This window comes from Rhodospirillales bacterium (assembly GCA_016712595.1).
Classification (GTDB): Bacteria; Pseudomonadota; Alphaproteobacteria; order Rhodospirillales; family Defluviicoccaceae; genus Defluviicoccus.
Genome location: JADJQT010000001.1, coordinates 2,602,263 through 2,625,706, shown reverse-complemented (window position 1 = coordinate 2,625,706; position 23,444 = coordinate 2,602,263). Strand labels below are relative to the sequence as shown.

General features: G+C 65.0%; 19 protein-coding genes. 13 read left to right on the top strand and 6 right to left on the bottom strand.

Annotated elements, in window-relative coordinates; genetic code table 11:
* Positions 1-23: 23 nt before the first annotated feature.
* Together secG and IPK66_11740 are read right to left on the bottom strand one after the other, a co-directional pair.
* Positions 24-347 (bottom strand): preprotein translocase subunit SecG, encoded by a 324-nt coding sequence (gene secG / locus IPK66_11745; protein ID MBK8175904.1) that lies wholly within the window; start codon positions 345-347, stop codon positions 24-26.
* Positions 348-392: 45 nt separating this feature from the next.
* Positions 393-1,154 (bottom strand): triose-phosphate isomerase, encoded by a 762-nt coding sequence (locus IPK66_11740; GenBank protein ID MBK8175903.1) that lies wholly within the window; start codon positions 1,152-1,154, stop codon positions 393-395.
* 331 nt (positions 1,155-1,485) lie between these two features.
* Here IPK66_11740 and eno point away from each other — a divergent pair, with 331 nt between their 5' ends.
* The gene (gene eno / locus IPK66_11735; GenBank protein ID MBK8175902.1) at positions 1,486-2,766 is read left to right on the top strand and encodes a phosphopyruvate hydratase; all 1,281 of its coding nucleotides are present in this window, start codon (positions 1,486-1,488) and stop codon (positions 2,764-2,766) included.
* Between the two features lie 257 nt (positions 2,767-3,023).
* Positions 3,024-3,347: a septum formation initiator family protein gene (locus IPK66_11730; GenBank protein MBK8175901.1), complete on the top strand. Its 324-nt coding sequence runs from the start codon at positions 3,024-3,026 to the stop codon at positions 3,345-3,347.
* 42 nt (positions 3,348-3,389) lie between these two features.
* Here the strand turns inward: IPK66_11730 and IPK66_11725 are convergent, their stop codons facing one another.
* Complete coding sequence (locus IPK66_11725) at positions 3,390-6,338, bottom strand: AMP-binding protein (protein ID MBK8175900.1); 2,949 nt, start codon at positions 6,336-6,338, stop codon at positions 3,390-3,392.
* A gap of 207 nt (positions 6,339-6,545) precedes the next feature.
* On the opposite strand from IPK66_11725, the gene pdhA reads away from it, so the two are divergent.
* From pdhA to IPK66_11690, 7 genes are all read left to right on the top strand, one after another.
* Positions 6,546-7,571: a pyruvate dehydrogenase (acetyl-transferring) E1 component subunit alpha gene (gene pdhA / locus IPK66_11720; protein MBK8175899.1), complete on the top strand. Its 1,026-nt coding sequence runs from the start codon at positions 6,546-6,548 to the stop codon at positions 7,569-7,571.
* Positions 7,572-7,614: 43 nt separating this feature from the next.
* Positions 7,615-8,982: a pyruvate dehydrogenase complex E1 component subunit beta gene (locus IPK66_11715; protein MBK8175898.1), complete on the top strand. Its 1,368-nt coding sequence runs from the start codon at positions 7,615-7,617 to the stop codon at positions 8,980-8,982.
* A 16-nt stretch (positions 8,983-8,998) separates the two neighbouring features.
* Positions 8,999-10,303 (top strand): pyruvate dehydrogenase complex dihydrolipoamide acetyltransferase, encoded by a 1,305-nt coding sequence (locus IPK66_11710; GenBank protein MBK8175897.1) that lies wholly within the window; start codon positions 8,999-9,001, stop codon positions 10,301-10,303.
* Between the two features lie 15 nt (positions 10,304-10,318).
* Complete coding sequence (lpdA, locus tag IPK66_11705) at positions 10,319-11,719, top strand: dihydrolipoyl dehydrogenase (GenBank protein ID MBK8175896.1); 1,401 nt, start codon at positions 10,319-10,321, stop codon at positions 11,717-11,719.
* Positions 11,720-12,167: 448 nt separating this feature from the next.
* Positions 12,168-13,421: an SBBP repeat-containing protein gene (locus IPK66_11700; GenBank protein ID MBK8175895.1), complete on the top strand. Its 1,254-nt coding sequence runs from the start codon at positions 12,168-12,170 to the stop codon at positions 13,419-13,421.
* Between the two features lie 40 nt (positions 13,422-13,461).
* A complete protein-coding gene (locus IPK66_11695) occupies positions 13,462-14,730 on the top strand; it encodes an SBBP repeat-containing protein (protein MBK8175894.1) in 1,269 nt (422 codons plus the stop codon).
* Between the two features lie 61 nt (positions 14,731-14,791).
* Positions 14,792-16,036 (top strand): SBBP repeat-containing protein, encoded by a 1,245-nt coding sequence (locus IPK66_11690; protein MBK8175893.1) that lies wholly within the window; start codon positions 14,792-14,794, stop codon positions 16,034-16,036.
* 773 nt (positions 16,037-16,809) lie between these two features.
* Here the strand turns inward: IPK66_11690 and IPK66_11685 are convergent.
* Complete coding sequence (locus IPK66_11685; GenBank protein MBK8175892.1) at positions 16,810-18,288, bottom strand: SBBP repeat-containing protein; 1,479 nt, start codon at positions 18,286-18,288, stop codon at positions 16,810-16,812.
* A 339-nt stretch (positions 18,289-18,627) separates the two neighbouring features.
* Between IPK66_11685 and IPK66_11680 the strand changes: the two genes are divergently transcribed.
* Positions 18,628-18,918: a hypothetical protein gene (locus tag IPK66_11680; GenBank protein MBK8175891.1), complete on the top strand. Its 291-nt coding sequence runs from the start codon at positions 18,628-18,630 to the stop codon at positions 18,916-18,918.
* A gap of 106 nt (positions 18,919-19,024) precedes the next feature.
* Positions 19,025-19,810, top strand: a complete 786-nt coding sequence (locus tag IPK66_11675; protein MBK8175890.1) for a sigma-70 family RNA polymerase sigma factor — start codon at positions 19,025-19,027, stop codon at positions 19,808-19,810.
* Between the two features lie 300 nt (positions 19,811-20,110).
* On the opposite strand, the gene IPK66_11670 is transcribed toward IPK66_11675, so the two are convergent.
* Positions 20,111-20,302 (bottom strand): PLDc N-terminal domain-containing protein, encoded by a 192-nt coding sequence (locus IPK66_11670; protein ID MBK8175889.1) that lies wholly within the window; start codon positions 20,300-20,302, stop codon positions 20,111-20,113.
* Between the two features lie 278 nt (positions 20,303-20,580).
* Between IPK66_11670 and IPK66_11665 the strand changes: the two genes are divergently transcribed.
* Positions 20,581-22,122: a PDZ domain-containing protein gene (locus IPK66_11665; GenBank protein MBK8175888.1), complete on the top strand. Its 1,542-nt coding sequence runs from the start codon at positions 20,581-20,583 to the stop codon at positions 22,120-22,122.
* Between the two features lie 75 nt (positions 22,123-22,197).
* Positions 22,198-22,365, top strand: a complete 168-nt coding sequence (gene rpmG, locus IPK66_11660) for a 50S ribosomal protein L33 (protein MBK8175887.1) — start codon at positions 22,198-22,200, stop codon at positions 22,363-22,365.
* Between the two features lie 169 nt (positions 22,366-22,534).
* Here the strand turns inward: rpmG and IPK66_11655 are convergent, their stop codons facing one another.
* A complete protein-coding gene (locus IPK66_11655; GenBank protein ID MBK8175886.1) occupies positions 22,535-23,287 on the bottom strand; it encodes a Crp/Fnr family transcriptional regulator in 753 nt (250 codons plus the stop codon).
* Positions 23,288-23,444: the final 157 nt, after the last annotated feature.

Here is a 23,444-nt window from a genome sequence, read left to right as displayed (position 1 = left end):
CGAAACGCGTTGATCTTCGCCTCTTAGCGAGCGATCGGCGCGGTAGGCTCCGCCGGCTGGGCCGGCTCCTCAAGCGGAGCCGGGGCAGGTTCGTCGAGAATCGACTTCGGAACATGATGGCCGCCAGCGAGGCGGGCGAGGCCAAGACTGGTGATGATGAAGACCGCGGCCAGGATTGCGGTCGAGCGGGTCAGCAAGTTGGCCGTGCTGCGGCCGCTGAGAAATCCGCCCATTCCGCCGCCTCCACCGCCGATGCCGAGCGCTCCACCCTCGCTGCGTTGGAGCAAGACGATGCCGACGAGGGAGACGGCAACGAGAAGGTGGATGACGAGCAGAACGTTAATCATCGGCTGAGCGGCTATGCGACCTGAGGAATGATTGACCGTAATCGGTTACTTCGGCGAGCCTTCGGCGACGGCGAAGAAGTCATCGGCCTTGAGCGAGGCACCGCCGATCAGACCGCCGTCGATGTCGGGGAGCGCCAGCAGTTCGGCGGCATTCTTCGGGTTCATCGAGCCACCGTAGAGCACGCGCATGCCGTCGGCGATGGCCTGTCCGAGCTTGGTGACGAGTTCGGCGCGGATCATCGCGTGCACTTCTTGCGCCTGTTCCGGAGTTGCCGTCCGCCCGGTACCGATCGCCCACACCGGCTCGTAAGCGACGACAGTGTTTTCGGCGGTCGCGCCGTCCGGCAGCGAGCCGAGGAGCTGGGTGCGGTTGATCTCGAGCGTCTTGCCGGCATCGCGCTCTTCGAGCGTCTCGCCGATGCAGACAATGGCGACGAGGCCGGCAGCCAGGGCCGCCTCGGCCTTTGACTTGATGATGGCATCGGTCTCGCCATGGTTGGTGCGCCGTTCGGAGTGGCCGACGATCGCCGCGCCGCAACCGAGATCCTTAAGCATGTAGGCGCTGGTATCGCCGGTGTGCGCGCCCTTCTCCTTCATGTGGCAGTCCTGGCCGCCGACGATGACGTCGGAACCGGCGACCGCGTCGAGCACGGGGGAAACGAGGGTGAACGGCGGGCAGACGAGCATGTCGTAGCGAGCCGGCGAGGCGGCTTTCAGCCGCTTTGCGATCTCAGAGGCCAGCGCCACGCCATCGGCTTTGAGCCCGTTCATCTTCCAGTTCCCGGCGATCAGTTTGCGACGCGCCATTGCTCTCTCTCCCCTGCGGAATTCGTTCGGGCCTCGGCGCCGGCGCGAACGCGCGGACGACGGCGAGGCCTCTTGAAGTTCGGCGCCTCTTTAGCATAGGCGCCGCGGGCGTTCCAACCCCTACGTCGTCGAAGCATTACCCGCAAGCCTGCGTCAGCGCTTGCGCCCTGGCGATGATTGCGATTGCTTTTTATCGACGTCACCCTGCCGCGCTTGCCACCCTAACCACCGGGCGGTATGTCTCTGTCGGCGTCCGCGGGCGGACCTTGGGCCAGCGTAGAGCAGAACAAACCGACAGTTAGTCCTTCCGAGGGGAGAGGAGCTCGAAATCATGAGCGAAATTATCGACGTAACGGCGCGTGAAATTCTCGATAGCCGCGGCAATCCGACCGTGGAAGTGGACGTAACCCTGGAAAGCGGCGCGATGGGTCGTGCGGCGGTTCCGTCGGGCGCGTCCACGGGCGTTCACGAGGCGGTGGAACTGCGCGACGGCGACAAGAAGCGCTATCTCGGCAAGGGCGTGACCAAGGCGGTCGCCTCGGTCAATGGCGAGATCTTCGACGCCATCTCGGGCATGGATGCCAGCGATCAGGTAGCGATCGACCAGACGATGATCGATCTCGACGGCACCTCGAACAAGGGACGGCTTGGAGCCAACGCCATTCTCGGCGTCAGCATGGCCATCGCCAAGGCGGCAGCGCAGGAAGCCGAGCTTCCGCTCTACCGTTATATCGGCGGCACCCAGGCACGGCTGCTTCCGGTTCCGATGATGAACATCGTCAACGGCGGCGCCCATGCCGACAATCCGATCGACTTCCAAGAATTCATGATCCTTCCCGTCGGCGCCGGCTCGATCGCCGAGGCGGTGCGCATTGGCGCCGAGGTCTTCCACGCGCTGAAGAAGGCGCTGAAGGATGCCGGCCACAACACCAACGTTGGTGATGAAGGCGGCTTCGCCCCCAACCTGAAGAGCGCCGATGACGCGCTTGCGTTCATCGTCAAGGCGATCGAGGCGGCTGGCTTCGAGCCCGGCGAGGACGTGTTCCTCGGCCTCGACTGCGCGTCGTCCGAATACTTCAAAAACGGCAAGTACGAGCTCGTCGGCGAGGGCAAGTCGCTTGACGCCGCCGGCAACGCCAAGCTGCTCGCCGATCTGGTCAGCCGCTTTCCGATCGTCACCATCGAGGACGGCATGGCTGAGGACGACTGGGAAGGCTGGAAGATCCTCACCGAGGAACTTGGCTCCAAGTGCCAGCTCGTCGGCGACGATCTGTTCGTCACCAACGTCACGCGCCTGTCGGACGGCATCGAGAAGGGCATCGCCAACTCGATCCTGGTCAAGGTCAACCAGATCGGCTCGCTGACCGAGACGCTGTCGGCGGTCGAGATGGCGCACAAGGCCTCCTATACCGCGGTGATCTCGCACCGCTCCGGCGAGACCGAGGACTCGACGATCGCCGATATCGCGGTTGCGACCAACGCCGGGCAGATCAAGACCGGCTCTCTCAGCCGCTCGGATCGCATCGCCAAATACAATCAGCTCATCCGAATCGAAGAGCAGCTTGGATCGGCGGCGCGCTATGCCGGTCGGGGAGCGCTTCGCCGGCTGTAGGCGAAGTCGGCCCGTTCTCGCTGTCGGGGCGGCTGGTGAAGCCGCCCCGAAGCGATTGATTCTCATCACTCGAGGGCCGGCTCGGGCGCGCTGCAGCGGTTTGCGCGGCCGCGTTTGGCGATCGGCGCTATCGCATGACAGCGCTGCTGCAATACTCTTCGTCCAGACCTGCCGCCGCTACGCCGAAGCCTTAACCGCGGAAGGCTTCGGTGTGGTTGCGTTGGTGGACCGGGAGATTGGGGAGCCGCGTTATGAGCATGCTCGGAGAATTGCGCATTCGCGCGCGCCACGTGCTGTTTCCCGCATTCGGCGTCGCTGCGGTCCTTTACTTCGCCTACCACGGGATCAATGGCGATCGCGGGGTGCTGGCGCTGCGGGCAAAGCAGCAAGAGGTTGCCGCCGCGCGGGCGGAATATGACGCGATCAAGGAGGAGCGCGAGGCACTCGAGCGCCGGGCGAAGCTGCTTAATCCCGGTAGTCTCGATCCCGATATGCTCGACGAGGAAGCCCGGCGCCTGCTGAATTACGGCCTGCCGGATGAAACCGTGATTATCGACGACGGCCGGCTGCCTCCTCGCTAGGCTGATCGACCGTCGATCGCTGCCGTCATCATCCCGACCGGTTCATTTTGAGTGTCGCGGGTTAAGCGTCGCCGGTTGAGCTTCGTGGACTGGCGGATGCTCCTGCACGGCGGCGGCTTGGACGTGGCGCACCGCCGACTGTGCGTCGGCCTCGTCGCAAAGGGACAAGATCGCCTGCCGCGCGCGTTCTCGCAGGGTGACGGCCGCGGCCCAGCGATCGCCACTGTCATCGGCCGCTTGCGGCGGGGTGATGACGACGCTGATCGCGCCGCGTCGCGGAACGCGCGTCTCGCCGCGCAGGATCGCCCGCGTGCCGCGCAGCACAACCGGTAGCACCGGCAATCCCGCCTCGACGGCGCAGGCGAAAGCGCCCATGCGGAACGGCATCAGGCCCGGCACCCGCCTGAACGTGCCTTCGGCGAAAAACAAGGGCGAGCGGCCGTCGCGCGCCGCGGCAGCGATGCGGCGATAATCCTCAAGCCCCTTCTGGCGATCGAATCGTTCAACGAAGCAGGTGCCGATCCGGCGCAGCAGCAGGCGCGCCGTCCATGTCTTGCGCAGTTCCGCCTTGGCGACGAAGGCGACCGGCCGCGGCAGCGCCGCGGCCAGCGCCAGGACGTCGAGGTAGCTGGCATGATTGGCGACGATCACGCATGCACCCGGCGGCAGGTGCTCTTGCCCGTCAACGCGCAGGGGAATCGCGCAGGCATGAAGGACGAGGCGGGCCGTTCCCCGCAACGCCCGCCAGCGCCAGGACAAGCGCGGTAGGGCGAGGATCGCCATCGCGGCGAGGGTGATGCCCACGGCGATCACCGTCCACGCCCAGCCGGCGTACGCCAGCAACTGGACGCTGCGCGCCAGACGTTGCGCCTGGGCACGACCGGCCCGCCGCATGGCCTCCCCATGCCGCGGCCGGGATCGGGCGGCGGTATCGCCGGTGAGCCGGCCCTCGAGCCATAACCCGCGACAGGCGGCGCGGCGAACCTTGCCGCTCGACGTACGCGGGATGGCGTTCGGCGCGGCAAGCACGACGGTATCGGGCGGCTCGCCGGCGGTTTCGGTGACGGCAGCGATGACGCCTTCGCGCAGTCGCTGCGTTTCCGCCGCAACGTGCCGGCGGGTCTCGACGACAACGATCAGTCGCTCGGTACCGCCGTCGGCATCCGCGGCACCAAAGGCGGCAGTGCGTCCGGGCAAAACGCCGTCGACGCCCGCAGCCGCCGCTTCGATATCGGCCGGATGCAGGTTGCGTCCAGCACGGATGATCAGGTCCTTCGTCCGGCCGGTCAGGAAAAGATCGCTGCCGGCGAGATAGCCGAGGTCGCCGGTCTCGCGCCAGTCGCCGCGTACGAGATGGCGCGTCGCCTCGGGGTTGTTCCAGTAGCCGCGGCTGGCCGAGGGGCCACGAAACTGCACCCGACCCTCTTCGCGATCGCTCCGCTCGACGCCGGCGCTGTCGACGATGCGGATCTCGTGGCTCGGCAGCGGCTCGCCGCAGGCGACGAGCCGGACGGGATTGGGATCGTCGGCCAGGGCGAGAACGGCGCGCCTCTCATCGGCGAGGGCGGCGCGGCGGATGCGCTCGATCCTGGGACCACGGCCGAGTGGCGGAAAGGCGAGGCCGACGCAGTTCTCGGCCAGGCCGTAAACCGGCATCAACGCCTCGCGCCGGAAACCGGCAGTGGCGAAGGTGGAACAGAAGCGCTCGACGGTTGCGGCATTCACCGGCTCCGCGCCGCTGAAGGCGACACGCCAGGACGAAAGATCGAGGCGCCGCCGCAGTGCATCCGGGGTATGGCGCAGGCACAGCTCAAAGGCGAAGTTGGGCCCGCCCGAGAGCGTCGCGTGATGGTGGTCGATCGCGTCCAGCCAGCGGGACGGGCGGGCAAGAAAGGCGAGCGGTGACAGTGCCACGAGCGGCGCGCCCTCGTGCAGCGCCCCCAGCCAAGCGCCGATCAGGCCCATGTCGTGATAGAGCGGCAGCCAGCTGACGAAGACGTCTGCGGGTGTCACCGCCAGCGCCGCCGCCATCGCCCGGATGTTGGCGAGCAGGTTGGCGTGGCTGAGCATGACACCCTTGGGGTTGCCGGTGCTGCCCGAGGTATATTGCAGCAGGGCGAGGTCGTCCGCGCCGATCGCGGGGCGTTCGAGGCGCCCGCCGGAGGTGGCGAGGCTATCGATCGTCTCGATGCGGCGCAGGCTGGCGATCCGCGCGCGCGGCCCGCTCGCGGCGTCCTTGAGATCGTCGGTGACGATCAGGACCGACGGAGCGGCATTGCCGAGGATGCCTTCCAGGCGGCGAAGATGCTCGTCAATCCGACCGGCGCGGACCGGCGGGTAAACCGGCACGGCGATGGCGCCGGAGAGGAGGGCGGCGAAGAAGCCGACGAAATACTCGAAACCCGTCGGCAACATCAGGGCGATGCGCTCGCCGGGAACGATTCCGATCGCCTGCAATCCGGCGGCGACGGCGGAGGCGCGCGCGTGCAAGTCACCATAGCTCAGCGCTTCGCCGCCGCCCTCATCGGCGAAGAGCCGCACGTGCGTTCGCGCGCCATGATGGCGGGCGTGCCAGTCGAGGACCGCCGGCAGCGAGATCAGATCGGGCGGAGCGGCCGCGGTGGCGTCACGCTCGTCCGGCGCGTACCGCACCGCCGCGGCCGCCGGTACCTTCGGATCGGCGGCACGCTGCACGGCGGCGATGAGGTCTGCCGGCGTTTCCGCCGCGGCGATCGCCGAATCGGGCAGGGTGAGGGTGAACGCGGCCTCGATCCGGGCGGCCAGTTCGACGCGGGCAAGGCTGTCGAGGCCGAGGTCGCGGTCGAGCGATGCGTTGACGGTGGGAAACGCTGCCGGCCGTCCGGGACGGAGCTCACGGGCGACCGCCTCGACGATGCCAAGGATCTGCACCGTCAGCGATGGGTCATCGGCGATGCGCGGGACTGTCGACGTCAATTCGGGCGAAACTCCGGCAAGGATGTTCGCGTCCATTGTAAACAGTTCTTCGCCGCCCGACCTCTGTCGCAATTCCAGTGCGCCCCACCGCTATATCCTACGACCAAGGTCGCGCATTCGGCTTGAGTTTCAGAGTTGGCCGCAATAGCATGACGTAACTAAACACATTTCCCGTCATCGCGTAGCTCAACCGGGTCCTTAATCTTGCCCGCGATGGCGAACATTCCGCAAAGGAGGAGATCGATGGCAGCGGAGGCAGCCGCCAGCAGCGGCACCGAGTCCACCACGCACCCCCAGCCGACGCTGGACCGCGACCAGCTCTTGACCTATTACCGCGAGATGCTGCTGATCCGCCGCTTCGAGGAAAAGGCCGGCCAGCTCTATGGCATGGGCCTTATCGGCGGCTTTTGTCATCTCTACATCGGCCAGGAAGCCGTGGTCGTCGGCCTGCAGGCCGCGGCGTCGGCGGAAACCGACTCGGTGATCACCACCTATCGCGATCACGGCCACATGCTGGCCACCGGCATGGATCCTAAAGGGGTCATGGCGGAGCTTACCGGTCGCATCGGCGGGTATTCCCGCGGCAAGGGCGGCTCGATGCACATGTTCAGCCGCGAGAAGCGTTTCTATGGCGGCCATGGCATCGTCGGCGCCTCGGTGCCGCTCGGCACCGGGCTGGCGTTCGCCCATAAGTACCGGGGCGATGGCGGCATTAACTTCTGCTATTTCGGCGACGGCGCCGCCAACCAGGGCCAGGTCTATGAGGCCTTCAATATGGCCAGCCTGTGGAAGCTGCCGATCATCTACGTCATCGAGAACAATCGCTACGCTATGGGTACCTCGGTGCAGCGGTCTTCGGCGACGACCGAGCTGTTTCGCCGCGGCGAAGCCTTCGGCATTCCGGGAATTCCGGTCGACGGCATGGACGTGCTGGCAGTGAAGGCGGCGGGTGACGAGGTGATCGCCCACGTTCGCGCCGGCAAGGGCCCCTACGTGATGGAGATGAACACCTATCGCTATCGTGGCCACTCGATGTCCGATCCCGCCAAGTACCGCAGCAAGGAGGAGGTCACCACCTTCCGTAAGGAGCACGACCCCATCGATGGCTTGCGCGCCTACATGGAAACCAAAGGCATGGGTGACGAGGCCGCCTTCAAGGAGATCGATCGCGAGGTCAAAGCCATCATCAACGAGGCCGCGGAGTTCGCCCAGTCGAGCCCGGAGCCCGATCCGAAAGAACTGTGGACCGACGTCCTCATCGAAGCCTGAACCAACAGACTCTGCGGCGATAGGCCGTCCGGGAGACACGCGCATGCCGATTCAAATTCTCATGCCGGCGTTATCGCCGACCATGACCGAAGGCAAGCTCGCCAAGTGGGCGAAGAACGAGGGGGATAAGGTCGCTTCGGGCGACGTGCTGTGCGAAATCGAGACCGATAAGGCGACGATGGAGGTCGAGGCGGTCGACGAAGGTACGCTCGGCCGCATCCTGGTGCCAGCCGGCACCGAAAACGTTGCGGTCAACGCACCGATCGCGCTGCTGCTGGCCGAGGGTGAGGACGCCTCGGCGCTCGACGCGGCGCCGGCTGCGGCGGCGGACGCCGGACCGAAGGATTCGGGCGCGGCTCCGGCATCGACGCCGGCCCCGAAGGAATTGCCTGTCGCGGCGGCGCCGCCGGAAGTGGAATATACCGGACCCACGGCGAAGATGACGGTGCGCGAAGCCTTGCGCGACGCCATGGCCGAAGAGATGCGCCGCGATAACGAGGTGGTGCTGATGGGCGAGGAAGTCGCCCAATACCAGGGTGCCTACAAGGTCAGCCAGGGCCTGCTCGACGAGTTCGGCGACAAGCGGGTGATCGACACCCCGATCACCGAGATGGGCTTCGCCGGTCTCGGCGTCGGTGCGGCGATGGCCGGCATGAAGCCGATTGTCGAGTTCATGACTTTCAACTTCGCCATGCAGGCGATCGACCAGATCCTCAACTCCGCCGCCAAGACGCTTTATATGGCCGGCGGCAAGCTCGGCGCGCCGATCGTCTTCCGCGGTCCCAACGGCGCCGCCGCCCGCGTCGCCGCCCAGCACTCGCAGTGCTACGCCTCGTGGTACGCCCACTGCCCCGGTCTCAAGGTGGTGGCCCCATGGTCCGGCACCGATGCTAAGGGCCTCTTGAAGGCGGCGATCCGCGATCCCAATCCGGTCATCGTCCTTGAGAACGAGATCATGTACGGCCAGCACTTCGAGGTTCCGACCGACCCCGATTTCCTCATTCCCATCGGCCGCGCCAAGATCGAAAAGCCGGGCAAGGATGTCACCATCACCGCGTTCTCGCGCATGGTCGGTGTCGCCCTCGAGGCGGCGCAGCTTCTCGCCGCCGACGGCATCGATGCCGAGGTGATCAACCTGCGCTCGCTGCGCCCGCTCGACGTTGAGACCATCGTCGCCTCGGTCAAGCGCACCAATCGCCTGGTCAGCGTCGAGGAAGGCTGGCCGGTCGCCGGCATGGGATCGGAGATGGCGGCGCTGATGATGGAGCACGCGTTCGACTACCTCGACGCGCCGGTGGTGCGTGTCTGCGGCGCCGACGTGCCGATGCCCTACGCCGCCAACCTCGAAAAGCTCGCTCTGCCGCAGCCGGACTGGGTCGTCCGTGCCGCCAAAGACGTCTGCTATCGCTAGGCCGGGGGAGACCATCATGCCGATTCAAGTGCTGATGCCGGCCCTCTCGCCGACGATGACCGAGGGCAAGCTGGCGAAATGGACCAAGAACGAGGGTGATCCGGTCGCCTCCGGCGACGTGCTGTGCGAGATCGAAACCGACAAGGCGACGATGGAGGTTGAAGCCGTCGACGAAGGCGTGCTCGGCAAGATCCTCGTGCCCGCCGGCACCGAGGGCGTTGCCGTCAACGCGCCGATCGCGCTGTTGCTCGAAGAAGGGGAGGATGCCTCGGCGCTCGATGCCGCCGCTACGGCCGCCCCCGCAACCGCTCCGACGACGGCAGCACCGGCGGCAACCGGGGCGCCGGCCGAGGCTGGGAGCGCGCCCGCGGCCCCTGCGCCATCGCCGGCACCGACGAGCGCGGCGAAACCCGAGGGTGGTGGGCGCGTCTTTGCCAGCCCGCTCGCCCGTCGCCTCGCCAAGGAAGCCGGCCTCGATCTTGGCACCATCACCGGCAGCGGCCCGCACGGCCGCATCGTCAAGGCGGACGTCGAAAAAGCCAAGTCGGCTCCCAAGCCGGCCCCGGCTCCTGCGGCAGCCCCCGCGGCAGCTCCTGCGGCCAAGCCGGCTCCGGCGGAACCAGGCCCGGCCTACGTCGAGGTGCCGAACAGCAGCATGCGCAAGGTCATCGCCAAGCGCCTCGGCGCGGCCAAGCGCGATATCCCGCACTTCTACCTGACCATCGACTGTGACCTCGAAGCCCTGCTCAAGCTGCGCGAGGAGTTGAACGGCCGTTCGCCGGAGGGCGAGGGCGCCTGGAAGATCTCGGTCAACGACTTCGTAGTCCGTGCCGTCGCCCTGGCGCTGCGCGCCTATCCGAACGCGAATTGCGCGTGGACCGAAGAAGCGATCCGCTACTACCAGAGCGTCGACGTTTCGGTTGCCGTCGCCACCCCCAACGGGCTGATCACGCCGATCGTCAAGAACGCCGACCTCAAGGGCCTCGCCGCCATCTCCAACGAGGTCAAGTTCCTCGCCAAGCGGGCGCGCGACGGCAAGCTGATGCCGGAGGAATACCAGGGCGGCTGCTTTACCATCTCCAACCTCGGCATGTACGGCGTCAAGGACTTCGCGGCGATCATCAACCCGCCGCAGGCCTGCCTGCTCGCCGTCGGTGCCGCCGAGAAGCGGCCGGTGGTCAAGGACGGTGCGCTCGCCGTGGCGACGATGATGAGTTGCACGCTGTCGATCGATCACCGCGCGGTCGATGGTGCCGCCGGCGCCGAATACCTGCAGGTGTTCAAAAAGCTGATCGAAGATCCGCTGCGGATGATGTTGTAGGGAAGGGCGAAGATTATGGCTGACACTTCGTTCGACGTCGTCGTCGTCGGCGCCGGTCCCGGCGGCTACGTCACCGCCATCCGCGCCGCCCAGCTCGGCATGAAGGCGGCGATCGTCGAGGAAAAGCACCTCGGCGGTATCTGCCTGAACTGGGGATGCATTCCGACCAAGGCGCTGCTGCGCTCGGCGGAAGTCTACGAGAACATCAAGCACGCCGGCGAATACGGCATTACCGTCAAGGACTTCGCCTTCGATCCCAAGAAGATCGTCGAGCGTTCGCGAAAAGTGGCCAAGCAGCTCAACGGCGGCGTCGGCCACCTGCTCAAGAAGAACAAGGTCCCGGTGTTCGACGGCCGCGGCCGCCTCGCCGGTCCCGGCAAGCTGGCGGTGACCAAGGACGGCAAGCCGGTCGCCGACCTGACCGCCAAGCACATCATCCTTGCCACCGGCGCCCGCCCGCGCGCGCTGCCGGGGCTCGAGCCGGACGGCAAGCTGATCTGGACCTACTTCGAGGCGATGGTCCCGGAGGCGATGCCGAAATCGCTGCTGGTGGTGGGTTCGGGCGCCATCGGCATCGAGTTCGCGAGCTTCTACCGCTCGCTCGGCGCCGAGGTGACGGTGGTCGAGGTGCTGGAGCGGGTGCTGCCGGTCGAGGACGAGGAGATCTCGGCGTTCGCCCGCAAGCAGTTCGAAAAGCAGGGAATGAAGATCCACACGGCAACGACGGTGAAGTCGCTGAAGAAGAACGGCGGCTCGGTCACCGCGACGCTCGAGGGCGGCGGCAAGAGCTGGGAGGTGACGGCGGAGCGGGTGATCCTCGCTGTCGGCATCGTCGGCAATGTCGAGGACCTCGGCCTCGAAGGCACCAAGGTTGCGGTCGACCGCACCCACATCGTCATCGACGAGTGGTGCCGCACCGGCGAGCCCGGCGTCTATGCGATCGGCGACGTCGCCGGCCCGCCGTGGCTGGCTCACAAGGCGAGCCACGAGGGGGTGATCTGCGTCGAGAAGATCGCCGGCATCAACGACGTCCACCCGCTGGTCACCGCCAATATCCCCGGCTGCACCTATTCGCGCCCGCAGGTGGCGAGCGTCGGGCTGACCGAGAAGGCGGCCAAGGACAAGGGCTATCAGCTCAAGGTCGGCCGCTTCCCGTTCATCGGCAACGGCAAGGCGATCGCGCTCGGCGAGCCCGAGGGCATGGTCAAGACCGTCTTCGATGCCAAGACCGGCGAGCTGCTTGGCGCCCACATGGTCGGCGCCGAAGTCACCGAGCTGATCCAGGGCTACGGCATCGCCAAGACCATGGAGACCACCGAGGCGGAGCTTATGCACACCGTCTTCCCGCACCCGACGCTCTCCGAGATGATGCACGAGTCCGTCCTCGACGCCTACGGCCGCGCCGTCCACTTCTAGGCATTGCCGCCGCCCGCTCCCTGAACCAGCGAGTGGGCGGCAGGTTCGGCCTTACGGCTACCGCTCCCATCTGCGCCATTCGTATCGCCGCTGCCGGCGGTTGCCGGTTGCCCATGGCGCTCGCCCGTGGCGCTCGCCCGCCGCGTGCCGACGCGCGGCCCGGCGGCGAAAACATTAACTTTTCGTAAGCTGCTTCACAGTCCGCCCGCCGCATGAGCTCTAAGGTGCTCTTGGAGAGAGAGAGCGGCGGGGGGCGGGCCGCGGCGTCGGCCGATTTCCCGACCGGTGCCAGAGCGGTGGGCTCCTTTCGTCGTCCCGGAACACGGGGAGCGAGCCAGCATGTCACAGACAGTCAATTACCCGTCGTTTCCGGCGCGTTGAGCAACCCGGCGGGCCGGGCACGTGCGTCCTCTCTCGGAGCCAAGGTCGTCAACGGGGAGAAAAAACGATGGGTGCAAGATCGAGGTGTTCTGCCGGCGCGTGCGCGCTGATCATCGCGGCGGGCACCGCGCTCGCCGCACCTTCGGCGATGGCCGACGATCCGCTGTGGATCACGCAGTTCGGGAGCCGTCGGCAAGACACAGCTTCAGGCGTCGCCACCGACCCGGCCGGCAACGTTTACGTGGTCGGTGGGACGGACGGCGTGCTTGCCGGTGCCAAGCACGGAAAGGTCGGCGATACGGACGCCTTCCTGGTGAAATTCGATGCCGATGGGCATTGGCTGTGGAAGCATCAGCCGGGATCAAGCGAGTATGACATCGCCACCGCCGTTGCCACCGATGCCGACGGTAATGTCTTCGTCGCAGGCAACACGTACGGCGCCCTTGGTGGCGCTTATAATAAGGGCTACGGGGACCCCTGGGTGATAAAGTTCGATGCCGATGGGCATTGGCTGTGGAAGCGCCAGCCGGGATCAAGCGGATCAGATGGCACGAGTGGCGTTGCCACCGACGCCGCCGGCAACGTCTATGTCGTAGGCTTTACGCTCGGCGCGCTCGGCGGTGCCAAGCACGGAGGGGTCGGCGATGCGGACGCCTGGGTGGTAAAATTCGATGCCAATGGGCACCAGCTGTGGAAGCGCCAGCCGGGAACCACCACGCCCGACGGCGCGGGCGGCGTTGCCACCGACGCGGCCGGGAATGTCTACGTCGTCGGCTCGACGCGAGGTGCGCTCGGCGGGTCCAACAAGGGCGGGTCCGACATCTTTGTGTTGAAGTTCGATGCCGACGGGCACTGGCTGTGGAAGCGCCAGCCTGGGAAAGCCAGGTGGGATGAAGGAAGGGCCGTCGCCATCGATACGGCCGGCAACGTCTACGTCGTCGGTTCCGCATACAACGCCGACGGCGGTGCGGGGGGGTACGACGTCGAGGTCATCAAATTCGATGGCGATGGCAGGGTGATCTGGAAGAGGCTGGCGGGAACGAGCGCCGACGATACCCCGACGAGCGTCGACACTGACGACTTCGGCAACGTCTACGTTCTTGGCGACACTTCACGTCCCTTCCTGGTGAGGCTTGATGCCGATGGGTATTGGGTTTGGCAGCCCCTGAGTTTAAACCAGACAGGTCGCGTCTCCGATGTTGCCACCGACGCCGCCGGCAACGTCTACGTCACAGGCTACACGTCTGGCACCCTCGGCGCCGCCAACATTGGGCTTTACGATGCCTTCCTGATGAAGTTTGCGCCGGGCGGCGCGCCGTGAGCGGCGTTGTCTTTCATTATATTTTCGAAGAGGGCATGTCATGACCAAAGGCAGATACGTGCGCTCCGGATGCGGTGCGCTGATCATCGCGGCGGGCATGGCGCTCGCCGCGCCGGCGATGGCTGACGATGCGCTGTGGATCAGGCAGTTCGGCAAGTCTGCCACTGAATATGCTTACGGCGTTGCCACTGATGCCGATGGCAATGCGATCGTTGTCGGCACGACGACCGGAGGCGCCTCGGCCGGTTCGCCGAAGGGACTCAGCGACGCGTTCGTTATCAAGTTCGGTCCGGATCACGAGGTGTTATGGAAGCGGCAGCCCGGAAGTGTGTCTTTCGACGGCGCCAGGGATGTCGCAGCCGACGCAAACGGCAACGTTTTCGTGGTTGGATACACCCGCGGTCAGCTCGCCGGTTCCCGAAAGGGCAATAACGACGTCTTTATCCTTAAATACGATGCCGACGGCAAGCTGCTGTGGAAGCGCCAGCCGGGATCGCGGGGGAGCGATATCGCTCGTCGGGTGGCGACCGACGCCGCCGGCAATGCCGTTGTCGTGGGCGAAACGAGCGGCGCGCTGGGCGGCGCCCTGAAGGGGCGCATCGACGCCTTCGTGATCAAGTACGACGCCGATGGTCGGGTTCTCTGGAAGCGTCAGCCCGGAACGGTTGGGCAGGACTATGCGGAGGGCGTCGCCACTGACCGCGCAGGCAATGTGTATGTGATCGGCTCAACCACTGGCGCGCTGGGCGGCACGAATAAGGGCAACTTTGACGCCTTTGTCGTCAAGCTCGATGCCGAAGGGCGCTTTCTCTGGAAGCGCCAGCCGGGACGGCGGAACGGCGACCTGGGAGTCGGGATCGCGACCGACGCCGCCGGGAATGTTTATGCCGTCGGTACAGCGCAATACCCGTTATACGGCGGCTTGGGTGCTTCCGACGTTGTGGTCATCAAGTTCGATGGTGATGGAACGGTGCTGTGGAAGCGCCTGCTGGGAACGAGCTATATCGATTCTGCTAGTGGTATCGCTGTCGACGCTGCGGGCAACGTCTATGTCGTCGGATCTACCAACAGCCTTCCGTCCGGATTGGGGACCGGTCCCTATCGTGGTTTTTTTGCCAGGCTTGATGCCGACGGGAAGGGGACACTGCGGTTCCTCGAGGCGTCTGAAAAAGGTGATTACCCGGAAGGCATTGCCGTTGATCCTGCCGGCAACGTTTACGTTGCGGGATGGACCTTGGGCAAGATTGGCGAATTCAGCCGCCGGCCACCCGATGGTTACCTCGCCAAGTACCCACACATCGTTCCCTAAAGCTCAGGCCCTTGTGTGCACCTCGCCTGGGGGCATCGTTCGTTGGTGAGGAGGGGTAAGCATGAAAACCGGCAGTGAAGGTGCGCGCGCCGTCACCAGCGCGCTGTTGATCGCGGCGGGCATGGCGCTCGCCGCGCCGGCGTGGGCCGACGATCCGCTGTGGGTCCAGCAGTTCGGAACGCTACGGGACGATCAGGCGGAGGCCGTCGCCACCGATCGCTTCGGCCATGTCTACGTTGCCGGCGCGACCGAAGGCGACCTTTCCGGGGCGAACCAAGGAGAGATCGATGCCTTCGTTGCCAAATTCGACGCCGAAGGGCGGCCCGAGTGGCAGCGCCAACGCGGAGCGGAAGGAACTGATATCGCCCGCGCGATCGCAACGGACGCGAGCGGCAACGTCTATGCTGCCGGCTCGAGCAGCCTGAACGGCGGCAAGTCCGCTTGGCTGGTCAAGTACGGTGCCGACGGCGACGAAGTGTGGGCTCAGCAGATGTCGACCTGGCACAGCGTCGTCGAGGCGCGCGGAGTTGCCGTTGATCGCAACGGCGACATCTATGTCGCGGGCGAAACCCAGGGTGCCCTCGGCGGGACGAAGAAGGGCGGAATCCTGGACGCCTGGGTGATCAAGTTCGATGCCGCCGGGCATCGGTTGTGGTCGCACCAGCCGGGAACGAGCGGCGACGACGCCGCGGCGGGGATCGCCACCGACGCGGACGGCAACGTCTACGTCGTGGGCTCGACCTCTGGTGCACTGGGCGGTCCCAACAAGGGGGATTACGACGCCTGGGTCGTCAAATTCGATGCCGACGGGCATTGGCTCTGGAAACGCCAGCCCGGCACGACGGGACGGGACTTTGCCAGCAGCGTTGCCGTCGACGCGTCCGGCAATGTCTACGTCTTTGGCGGAACTGAAGGCGCACTCGGCGGTGCCAAAAGGGGGGGCCAATCGGATTTCGACACCTGGCTCGCGAAGTTCGACGCGGGTGGGCGTTGGCAATGGAAGCGTCAGTTCGGTACGCCGAACTTCGACACGCCGAGCGGCGTGGCCGTGGACGCCGACGGCACCGTCGCTATCGTCGGCTACTCGCACCAGCGCAACGGCAATGACCAGGCCTGGCTGGCGAGGTTCAGCACCGACGGCCTCCGGCTGAGCAAGAGCGTGCCGGCGATCGGTGAAATCGACTGGGCGACGGGCATGGCGGTGGACGCCGGCGGCTCCGCCTATGTCGCAGGCCTGACGTGGAGCATCAGCAATCCCGGAGGGCAGGACGCCTTCGTTACGAGGTACGCGCCGGCCACGCAGTAATCCGTGGGCGCCGCGGGTACACGGCGGTGATCGCCGAAGGGGATCCGCTCGCCCGCAACGCGACCACGGCGACTGCCGCGCGGACGCCGGCGCGGCTTCCGAGGCCCACGATGGCGGGCGGGACGAGAGACTTCAGCGGCGCGAGCGCCGAGCTAAACGTCGGAGCGGCGGTCGCCACCCCGATCGGTCTCTGTCCGGGGGACGAAGCCATGCACAGGACACCCGGCGCTCGCCGATGGTGTGGCAGCCTGCCGACGGTGGCGCAGCCAATGCCGGCCCGCCGTCGGCATGGCGGAGCGAGTCCGCGCGGCCGTCATCAAGCCTTCGTCTCATGGCGAAACGCTGAGGACGCTTCGGCGTCTGGGCATCATCTCAAAACAGGGGGCGGAACGTGACCGATAGCACTCGGCTGCGCGTTGCCTCGGGCGCGCTGATTCTCGCGGCGGGGATCGCGCTCGGCGGAGCGATGGCCGCTCCCGCGGCCCCGTAAGCGGCAGGCCGGGTCCCCGCCCGCCTGGCGAAATCACTTCCATGGGGTATGGCGGTATTCCGCTTTACCCCGGTCAGCCTTTCTTCACAGACGGCGCGGCCGACGACGGCGGACGCGGTTCAGAGTCCTTAACGGGCAGGGCGCGCGGCCGAGCATGAGGAGCGGCGCTCGGCCCCTTCCGTCCCATGGGAGCGATGGCATGTACGAAAGAAAGCAGGACATTGCCGCGAGCCCATGGGCCGTGGCCCCACCTCGCGGCGATTGAGCCGTGCTCGCCACGCGGTCAACGCGCACGCGCGATTGAGTCGTGCTCACCGCGCAAAGACCCGCTGCCCGCGATCACGCCGCTAGCCAGCGGAAACTTAGCAATGAACGAATCGTATTGATAGTGGGAGTCGGAATCAACGATGAGGCGGCTTTGACCGGAGACAAAAACGTTTCCCGAAGAATCGGCGGCGATACGCGACGGTGACTGATATCCCGGTGCCGTGCGGACACTATGCGCCAGCACGGTACCGTCCGCGTCCGTATTGAAGACGAGCACATCGGAAGCGTTGTCCGGTTTATATAATAAGCTCGCAAAGGAAAGAATGCCGTCTGCGTCGATTGCCATGCCAAGGACCGAAATTCCGTTTAAGATATCGAACTTGAACTTCTTTACGAGTTGACCATCTTCATTGAACTTCAGCGCATCGAATCCCCTTCCCGCGCCAAGGGTTGGAAAACGCCCTGCAATGTAAACATTTCCATCGCCATCGGCGACAACGCCCGACATTTCGTAAGCATACATGCTGGGTTCGCGCGTCCAACGAAATTGTCCATTCGTATCAAACTTGATCACAAATGGACTTACATAGAAGTGGTTATCTTTCTTTTGCCCGTTTAGCGCGCCTTCCGTAAATCCGACGACGTAAACGTTACCTGCGGCGTCAGTCGTTACACCTGTGGCCTCGTCATATAGGTCGCTTCCGGGCTGGCGCTTCCAAAGACAACGTCCGTCCGAGTCAAACTTGATTACAAACGCGTCATGATCGTTCGCTTCGCCTTTCTTCTCGCCACCGAACGGACTGTTCGTCGTACCCACGACGATGACATTTCCGTCAGCGTCGGTGGCGACCCCCCTCGGACTTTCCCGCCCATTCGTGCCGGGCTGACGCTTCCAAAGCATCCGTCCGTCGGCATCGAACTTGATGATCCAGACGTCGGTATCGCCCTTATAAGTTCCGCCAAGCGGACCAAATGTTTCGCCCACGACAAAGACATTGCCGAACCGATCCGTGGCAACGGCTTCGCCCCAGTCGGCTGCCTCCGTTCCGGGCTGACGCTTCCAAAGTATTCGTCCGCCGGTATCAAGCTTCATCAACCATGCGTCAGTGTGACCCTTGGCGACACCCCCCAGCGCGCCGCTGGTTGAGCCAGCGACGTAGACGTTCCCGTCCGGGTCGGTGGCGATGCCACCGTCCGCGTTAGAATCAGGCCTTCCAAGCTGGTGGAACCAAGATGCGTCATCGGCCATCGCCTTCGGAGCGGCGAGCGCGAGGCTAGCCGCCATGACCAGCACGCCGCATGCGGCGTGCAAGACTCCATTCCACTGCATGAACTGCTCCCTTCCGATCAGGTTTGAACGAGATCGATCCCGCCGCACGCGTGAGGTGTGGGCGAGGGGTGCCTGCGCCGGGCGGCGATGGCCGCATGAGATTCTCGGCGCGAAGTTCGGCAAAGTTCCCCCCCACTGTGACGACTCCAGCAGCGCCAGTGCCATCTCCCCCATTCTCATTATGACTAAAGTCGATGCCGAATGCACGCGCACGCTTTCTGTTCGCGCCGACGGGGCAACGGACCGGGTGAACGGGCGGAAATGCTGAGACGAGCCTCTGAATCTGACCTCACGGACAGCGTGGCGCACGAGGCCCATAATCGGGGGCGAAAGCCAATTCTGGCGCGGCGGGGTACCCGGCCCCAATTCAGCGAAGCGGCGGTGCGCCGGCATCGAATGGCGCGGGAGCGGCGAAATCCGATCGTGTCGGGGAACCTTTGCGCATGCGGCGCGTTCGTCGAAGAGTGTTTGGCAAACGATTATAGAGTAACCGAGCGTTTATCGATGACCAGCGCCTGCCTATATGTATTACGTCCGGTTATCCGCTTCGACAGAACCTCACTAATGGTTGGACCAAACGGCAGTGACAAAAAAGCGCGCCGCGTCGATCGGAGAAATCGGTCGCAGGACGCGCGCCGGGCTGCGGACGGCTCGGCGCCGGTCGCGGATGCCTTTAACCGTTGGTTGAACGACAAACTTAACTCTTTATATGATCCGGTATTGCGCGAGCCCATCCCCGAGGACTTGCTCGAGTTGATTGAATCGTACCGCGCAGATGACGAGAGTGATAAGTAGGCAAAAATAAGGAGCGCGCGATGTGTTGTCGCCGGAAACCGTAGTCGGTGATCGAGGCGAAGCAAGGACAGATGAATCGCGCCCCCTTTGGCAAGGAGAATTCGCAGTGGACGTTTCGAAAGCACCTGTAAGCTGTACAGACGAATCGAACGAATTCTACAAGCAACTGATTGAGTGCCTACCTCACCTTCGGGCTTTTGCCCGGGTCCTGTGCCGCAGGCACGATCTTGTCGATGATCTGGTACAGGATGCGGTCGTTCGGGCCCTCGCCGCACAACGGCAGTTTCAGCCAGGGACAAACTTCAAGGCCTGGATGTTCACCATCCTGCGCAATCAGAACATCAGCATGTTCCGCCGTCAGCGCGTGCAACCGACGTCCTATGAGGATGTGGTCTATGACATCCCGCAGGCCGCCTCCCAGGTCGATGCCCTGGTGATGGCGGACCTCGATGCTGCCGTCCAGAAGCTTTCTCCATTACGGCGCGAAGCGTTGCTGCTGATCGTCATTCACGGGCTGTCCTATGAGGACGCGGCAGTGGTCTGCGGTTGTGCGGTCGGCACGATCAAGAGTCGCGTCGCTCGTGCGCGGGCCGAATTGCAGTCGTCGGTTTTGGGCGAAGAGAGAGGCGATGCTCTCGCCTTCCAGCGTCGCAGTGCATCGCGCCGGCAGGCGCGCCATTCGTCGGCCGAGTACGGAGTACATGAGGGCGCGGAAGCCGGCGCCCCTGCAACCGGTGATGGGGCCGGGACCAGCCAGAGGCAGGCAGAAACGCACCCGGACCACGGCTACGCGCACCCTTCGTTGCGAATGCAGGCTGACAGCCCGGCGCGAGCCCGTTCGCACTTCTCGCAAAGCGGACGTTCAGCGACGGATGGCGCGATTCTGCTCTGATGGGTCGGTGCGGAACAGTGACCACTGCCAACGATGGCGAAGGCGCATGGGCAAATAATTGGTGACGCCTGCGTCGAGCAAGCGACGCAGGCGCCGAGGTAGGCAGGCAGCTTATTCGTCCGTTCCTTGCGCTCGTTTCGGCAAACGGCGCGATCGGACCACCGCTCTCCAAGTGGCCTGAGGCCCTCAGCTTTCCGCGCGGGGGCCTTTTTTTTGCTGTTGGAAAAGACCATACAGCAATAAGGGCATTTGTACTGGCGCAGGTTGCGCATAGCACGCCTGCGCCAGACGAAACACGGGTTACGCGGGAACCCGCCCGCCACGCGGGCCGGCGAAGAACCAGATGATGAGCCCGAGAATGGGCAGGATCAAAATCAACAGTACCCAAAGAATCTTCGCGCCTGTCGTGGCGCCGCTCTGGACAACGTTGATGATTCCCCAGATATCGAGTGCGAGGATGATAAGGCCGATCACACCGCCATAATCAAACATTGTCTACTCCTACTCCCGGTCGGAAATTCAGGCCACCGGCCGATCGGTCTCGGGCGGGGGGCATCCGGTCCGAACGACACGGCGCGCGGCACACGATCCGCTGTTGGCAAGGTGCCTTACGCTCGCGCCTCGGTTCAGCCGTCAACGATGTATGTCCAACGTTCGCCTCCGCCGGGGGTTCCGGTGTGCCGCGGCCCGGGACCGGCTTCGCCGTCAATCGCGTCGTACGGATGTCGGCACTACTGACTTGTTTGCGGTAATCGGCGATGATCCGCGGCATGCAAGTGCGCCGTTTGGGCTTGTCCGTTCTCTTCGCCGCCGCCTTGAGCGCGTTGATCGCGGGATGCAGAAGCCGCGTCGACGCGCCGGTGCCGATGGCGTCTTTTGAGCATTCCGCGTTCGTCACCGGTGAGGCCGAAGATGTCTTCAAGGTCGGTTATGGCGCGATTGCGCAGCGCTTCTTGGCGCCGATAAGCGTCGAAGACGTGGCGGTCGCGGGCCTGCGCGGGCTGTCGGACATTGATCCCCGTATCGCCGTCGGGCTCGTTGGCGATTCGGTCGAAGTCAGTCTCGACGGCCATCCGCTCGGCTCCTTCGGAACCGCCAAGGCCCGCGACGTCGGTGGCTGGGCAAGACTGACCGTCCGCATCTGGCACCTCGCTCGCGAGCACTCATCGCTGATCGCCGCCGCCACGCAGGAAGACGGCTACAAGGCGATCTTCGATCGCGTGGTCGGCGCCCTCGACGCCAATTCGCGCTACGCTACGGCAAGCGCGGCGCGGCGCAATCGTCTGCGGCGTGACGGCTACACCGGCATCGGCGCCACCATCCGCATCGATCATGACGAGCCGGTGATCGTCGAGATCAACGGCCGTGGACCGGCCGAGCGCGTGGGCCTGCGGGTCGGGGACGTGGTCACGCGAATCGACGGCGTGCCTTTGGCCGGGCTCAGCGAGCAGGAAATCAGTGAGCGCCTCCAGGAAAATATCGCCGGCTGGGTGAAGATCACCGTGCGCCGGCCCGGGCGGGGACTGTTGAACTTCGTCGTCAAGCGCAGTTACCTGATCGCCGAGACAGTGCACGAGCGCTACGAGGACGGTATCCTGGTGCTTGTCATCGATCATTTTAACCAAGGAACGGCCGAATCGCTGCAGGCGCCACTGAAATTGCTGGCGACGGGGCCAAAGAACCGCCTGCGCGGTATCATCCTTGATCTGCGCGACAATCCCGGGGGCCTGCTGCAGCAGGCCGTGCGCAGCGCCGATCTCTTCCTCAGCGGCGGCGAGATTCTCTCGACCCAGGGGCGACATCCGGATAGCGACCAGCTCTATATGGCGACCGGCACCGACATCGCGCATGGCCTGCCGGTGATTCTCCTGGTCGACGGCGAAACCGCATCGGCGGCCGAACTGCTGGCGGCGGTGCTTCAGGACCGGGGCCGCGCCGTCGTCGTCGGCAGTACGACGTATGGCAAGGGCACCGTGCAGACGGTGATTCCGCTGCCCAACGGCGGCGAACTCAGCTTTACTTGGTCGCAGGCGGTGCCGCCATCCGGGGAGATTCTCACCGGTCACGGCGTAACGCCCGCGGTGTGCAGCGCCGGGCTCTTCGTCGCCGATCCCGATGCCATGGACCTGCTTCTCGCCCGCGCCGCCGGCGGCGAGGCGAGGGGGGAGATCCGCGAGTGTCCGGCCGAGCGCCGCGAGGGCGAGGTTGATGTCGATCTCGCCCGCAAGCTGATCGAGCAGCCCGGTCTTTATGCTCTGTTTCTTCGCCGCCCGGCGCCGCTGCTGCCGATCTTGCGACCGCCCTTCCCTTGACACCGGCGCGCAGGTGCGTATGGTTCCGCAGCGGGCGTCGACCCTGGCGCGCGGTGCAATTGATATGAGCCGAGAATGGCGAAGCCGAATACAATCCTAATCAAGCTGGTGAGCTCCGCCGGCACCGGGTTCTACTACGTCACCAAGAAGAATCCCCGTACGTCGACCGAGAAGCTCGAGTTCCGCAAATATGACCCGGTCGTGCGCAAACACGTGCCCTTCCGCGAGGCCAAGATTAAATAGCCGTCTGGTGGAGTGTCTTCGCGCCGGCGCGCCGTTACGGCGACCGGCAATACCGGCGATGGACGGCGCGCGGCGGAGAGCGGGCCGTTGCCGCCCATGCGGCTGTGAGGCGGGTTAAAGCAGATCGATGTGAAGCCGCTGCGAGTCCGCTCCGCTCGCGCCCGCCTGCCTAGCCGCGAACCTCCTGCACCATCGATTGCAGCAGCCGCATATTGCGGATGAGCAGTGCGTTGCGCGAGCGCTCGACGATGCCTTTGCGGGCGAGATCGTTGAGAACCCGCGCGACGGTCTCTCTCGTCGTCGAGACGCGGCTGGCGATATCGCTGTGCACCGGAATGGGCTCGATCAACGCGGCGTTGCGCAGCGTCGTATGAACCTGGGCCTGGCGTAGCAGTTCCGCCTGCACCCGATTGTGGGCGCCGAGGGTCGACAAATCCATGATCCGCTCGTCGGCGCGGCGCACGATGCGAACGAGTTTGGTCATCACCTTCATCGCCACCTCGGGGTGGTCGGCGAGAACGCCGAGGAAGACACGGCGCGGCAAGGAGAAGACGAGCGTTTCCTTGACCGCGACCACCCCGGCCGCGCGTGGACATTCGTCGATCGCTGAAAGCTCGCCGAAATAATCGCCCTGCTTGAGGTCGGCAAAGGTGATTTCGCGACCGGACACCGAGTAATTCACCACCCGCGCGTGGCCGCGGACGATGAAATAAACATCCGACGACAGGGCGTCGCGATCGATGATGTGTTCATCGGCGGAAAAACGCCGGTAACGGCAGGCCTGCTCGATCGTCGTCAGGGCGCCACGCCCGACCGTCTTGAACAGATCGATGTCAGCGAGGAGGCTCTGATCGGCCGGCCTGGCTTCGGCGACGCCCACCGCGAGGCGGCCGGGCTCACTCAAGGCTTTGCTTTCGAGCATGTGAATACCGCCTCCGCGGGTGTTATGACTTAATATCACAACCCGCATCATAGGCGAAAGTGGTTAACAATGATTGCGTGTATTGTGTCGTTATGAACTTATTTGCGGTTGCCGCATGGCTGATGCAAAACACCGCCAGCGCCCAAGCCGCGCCTGC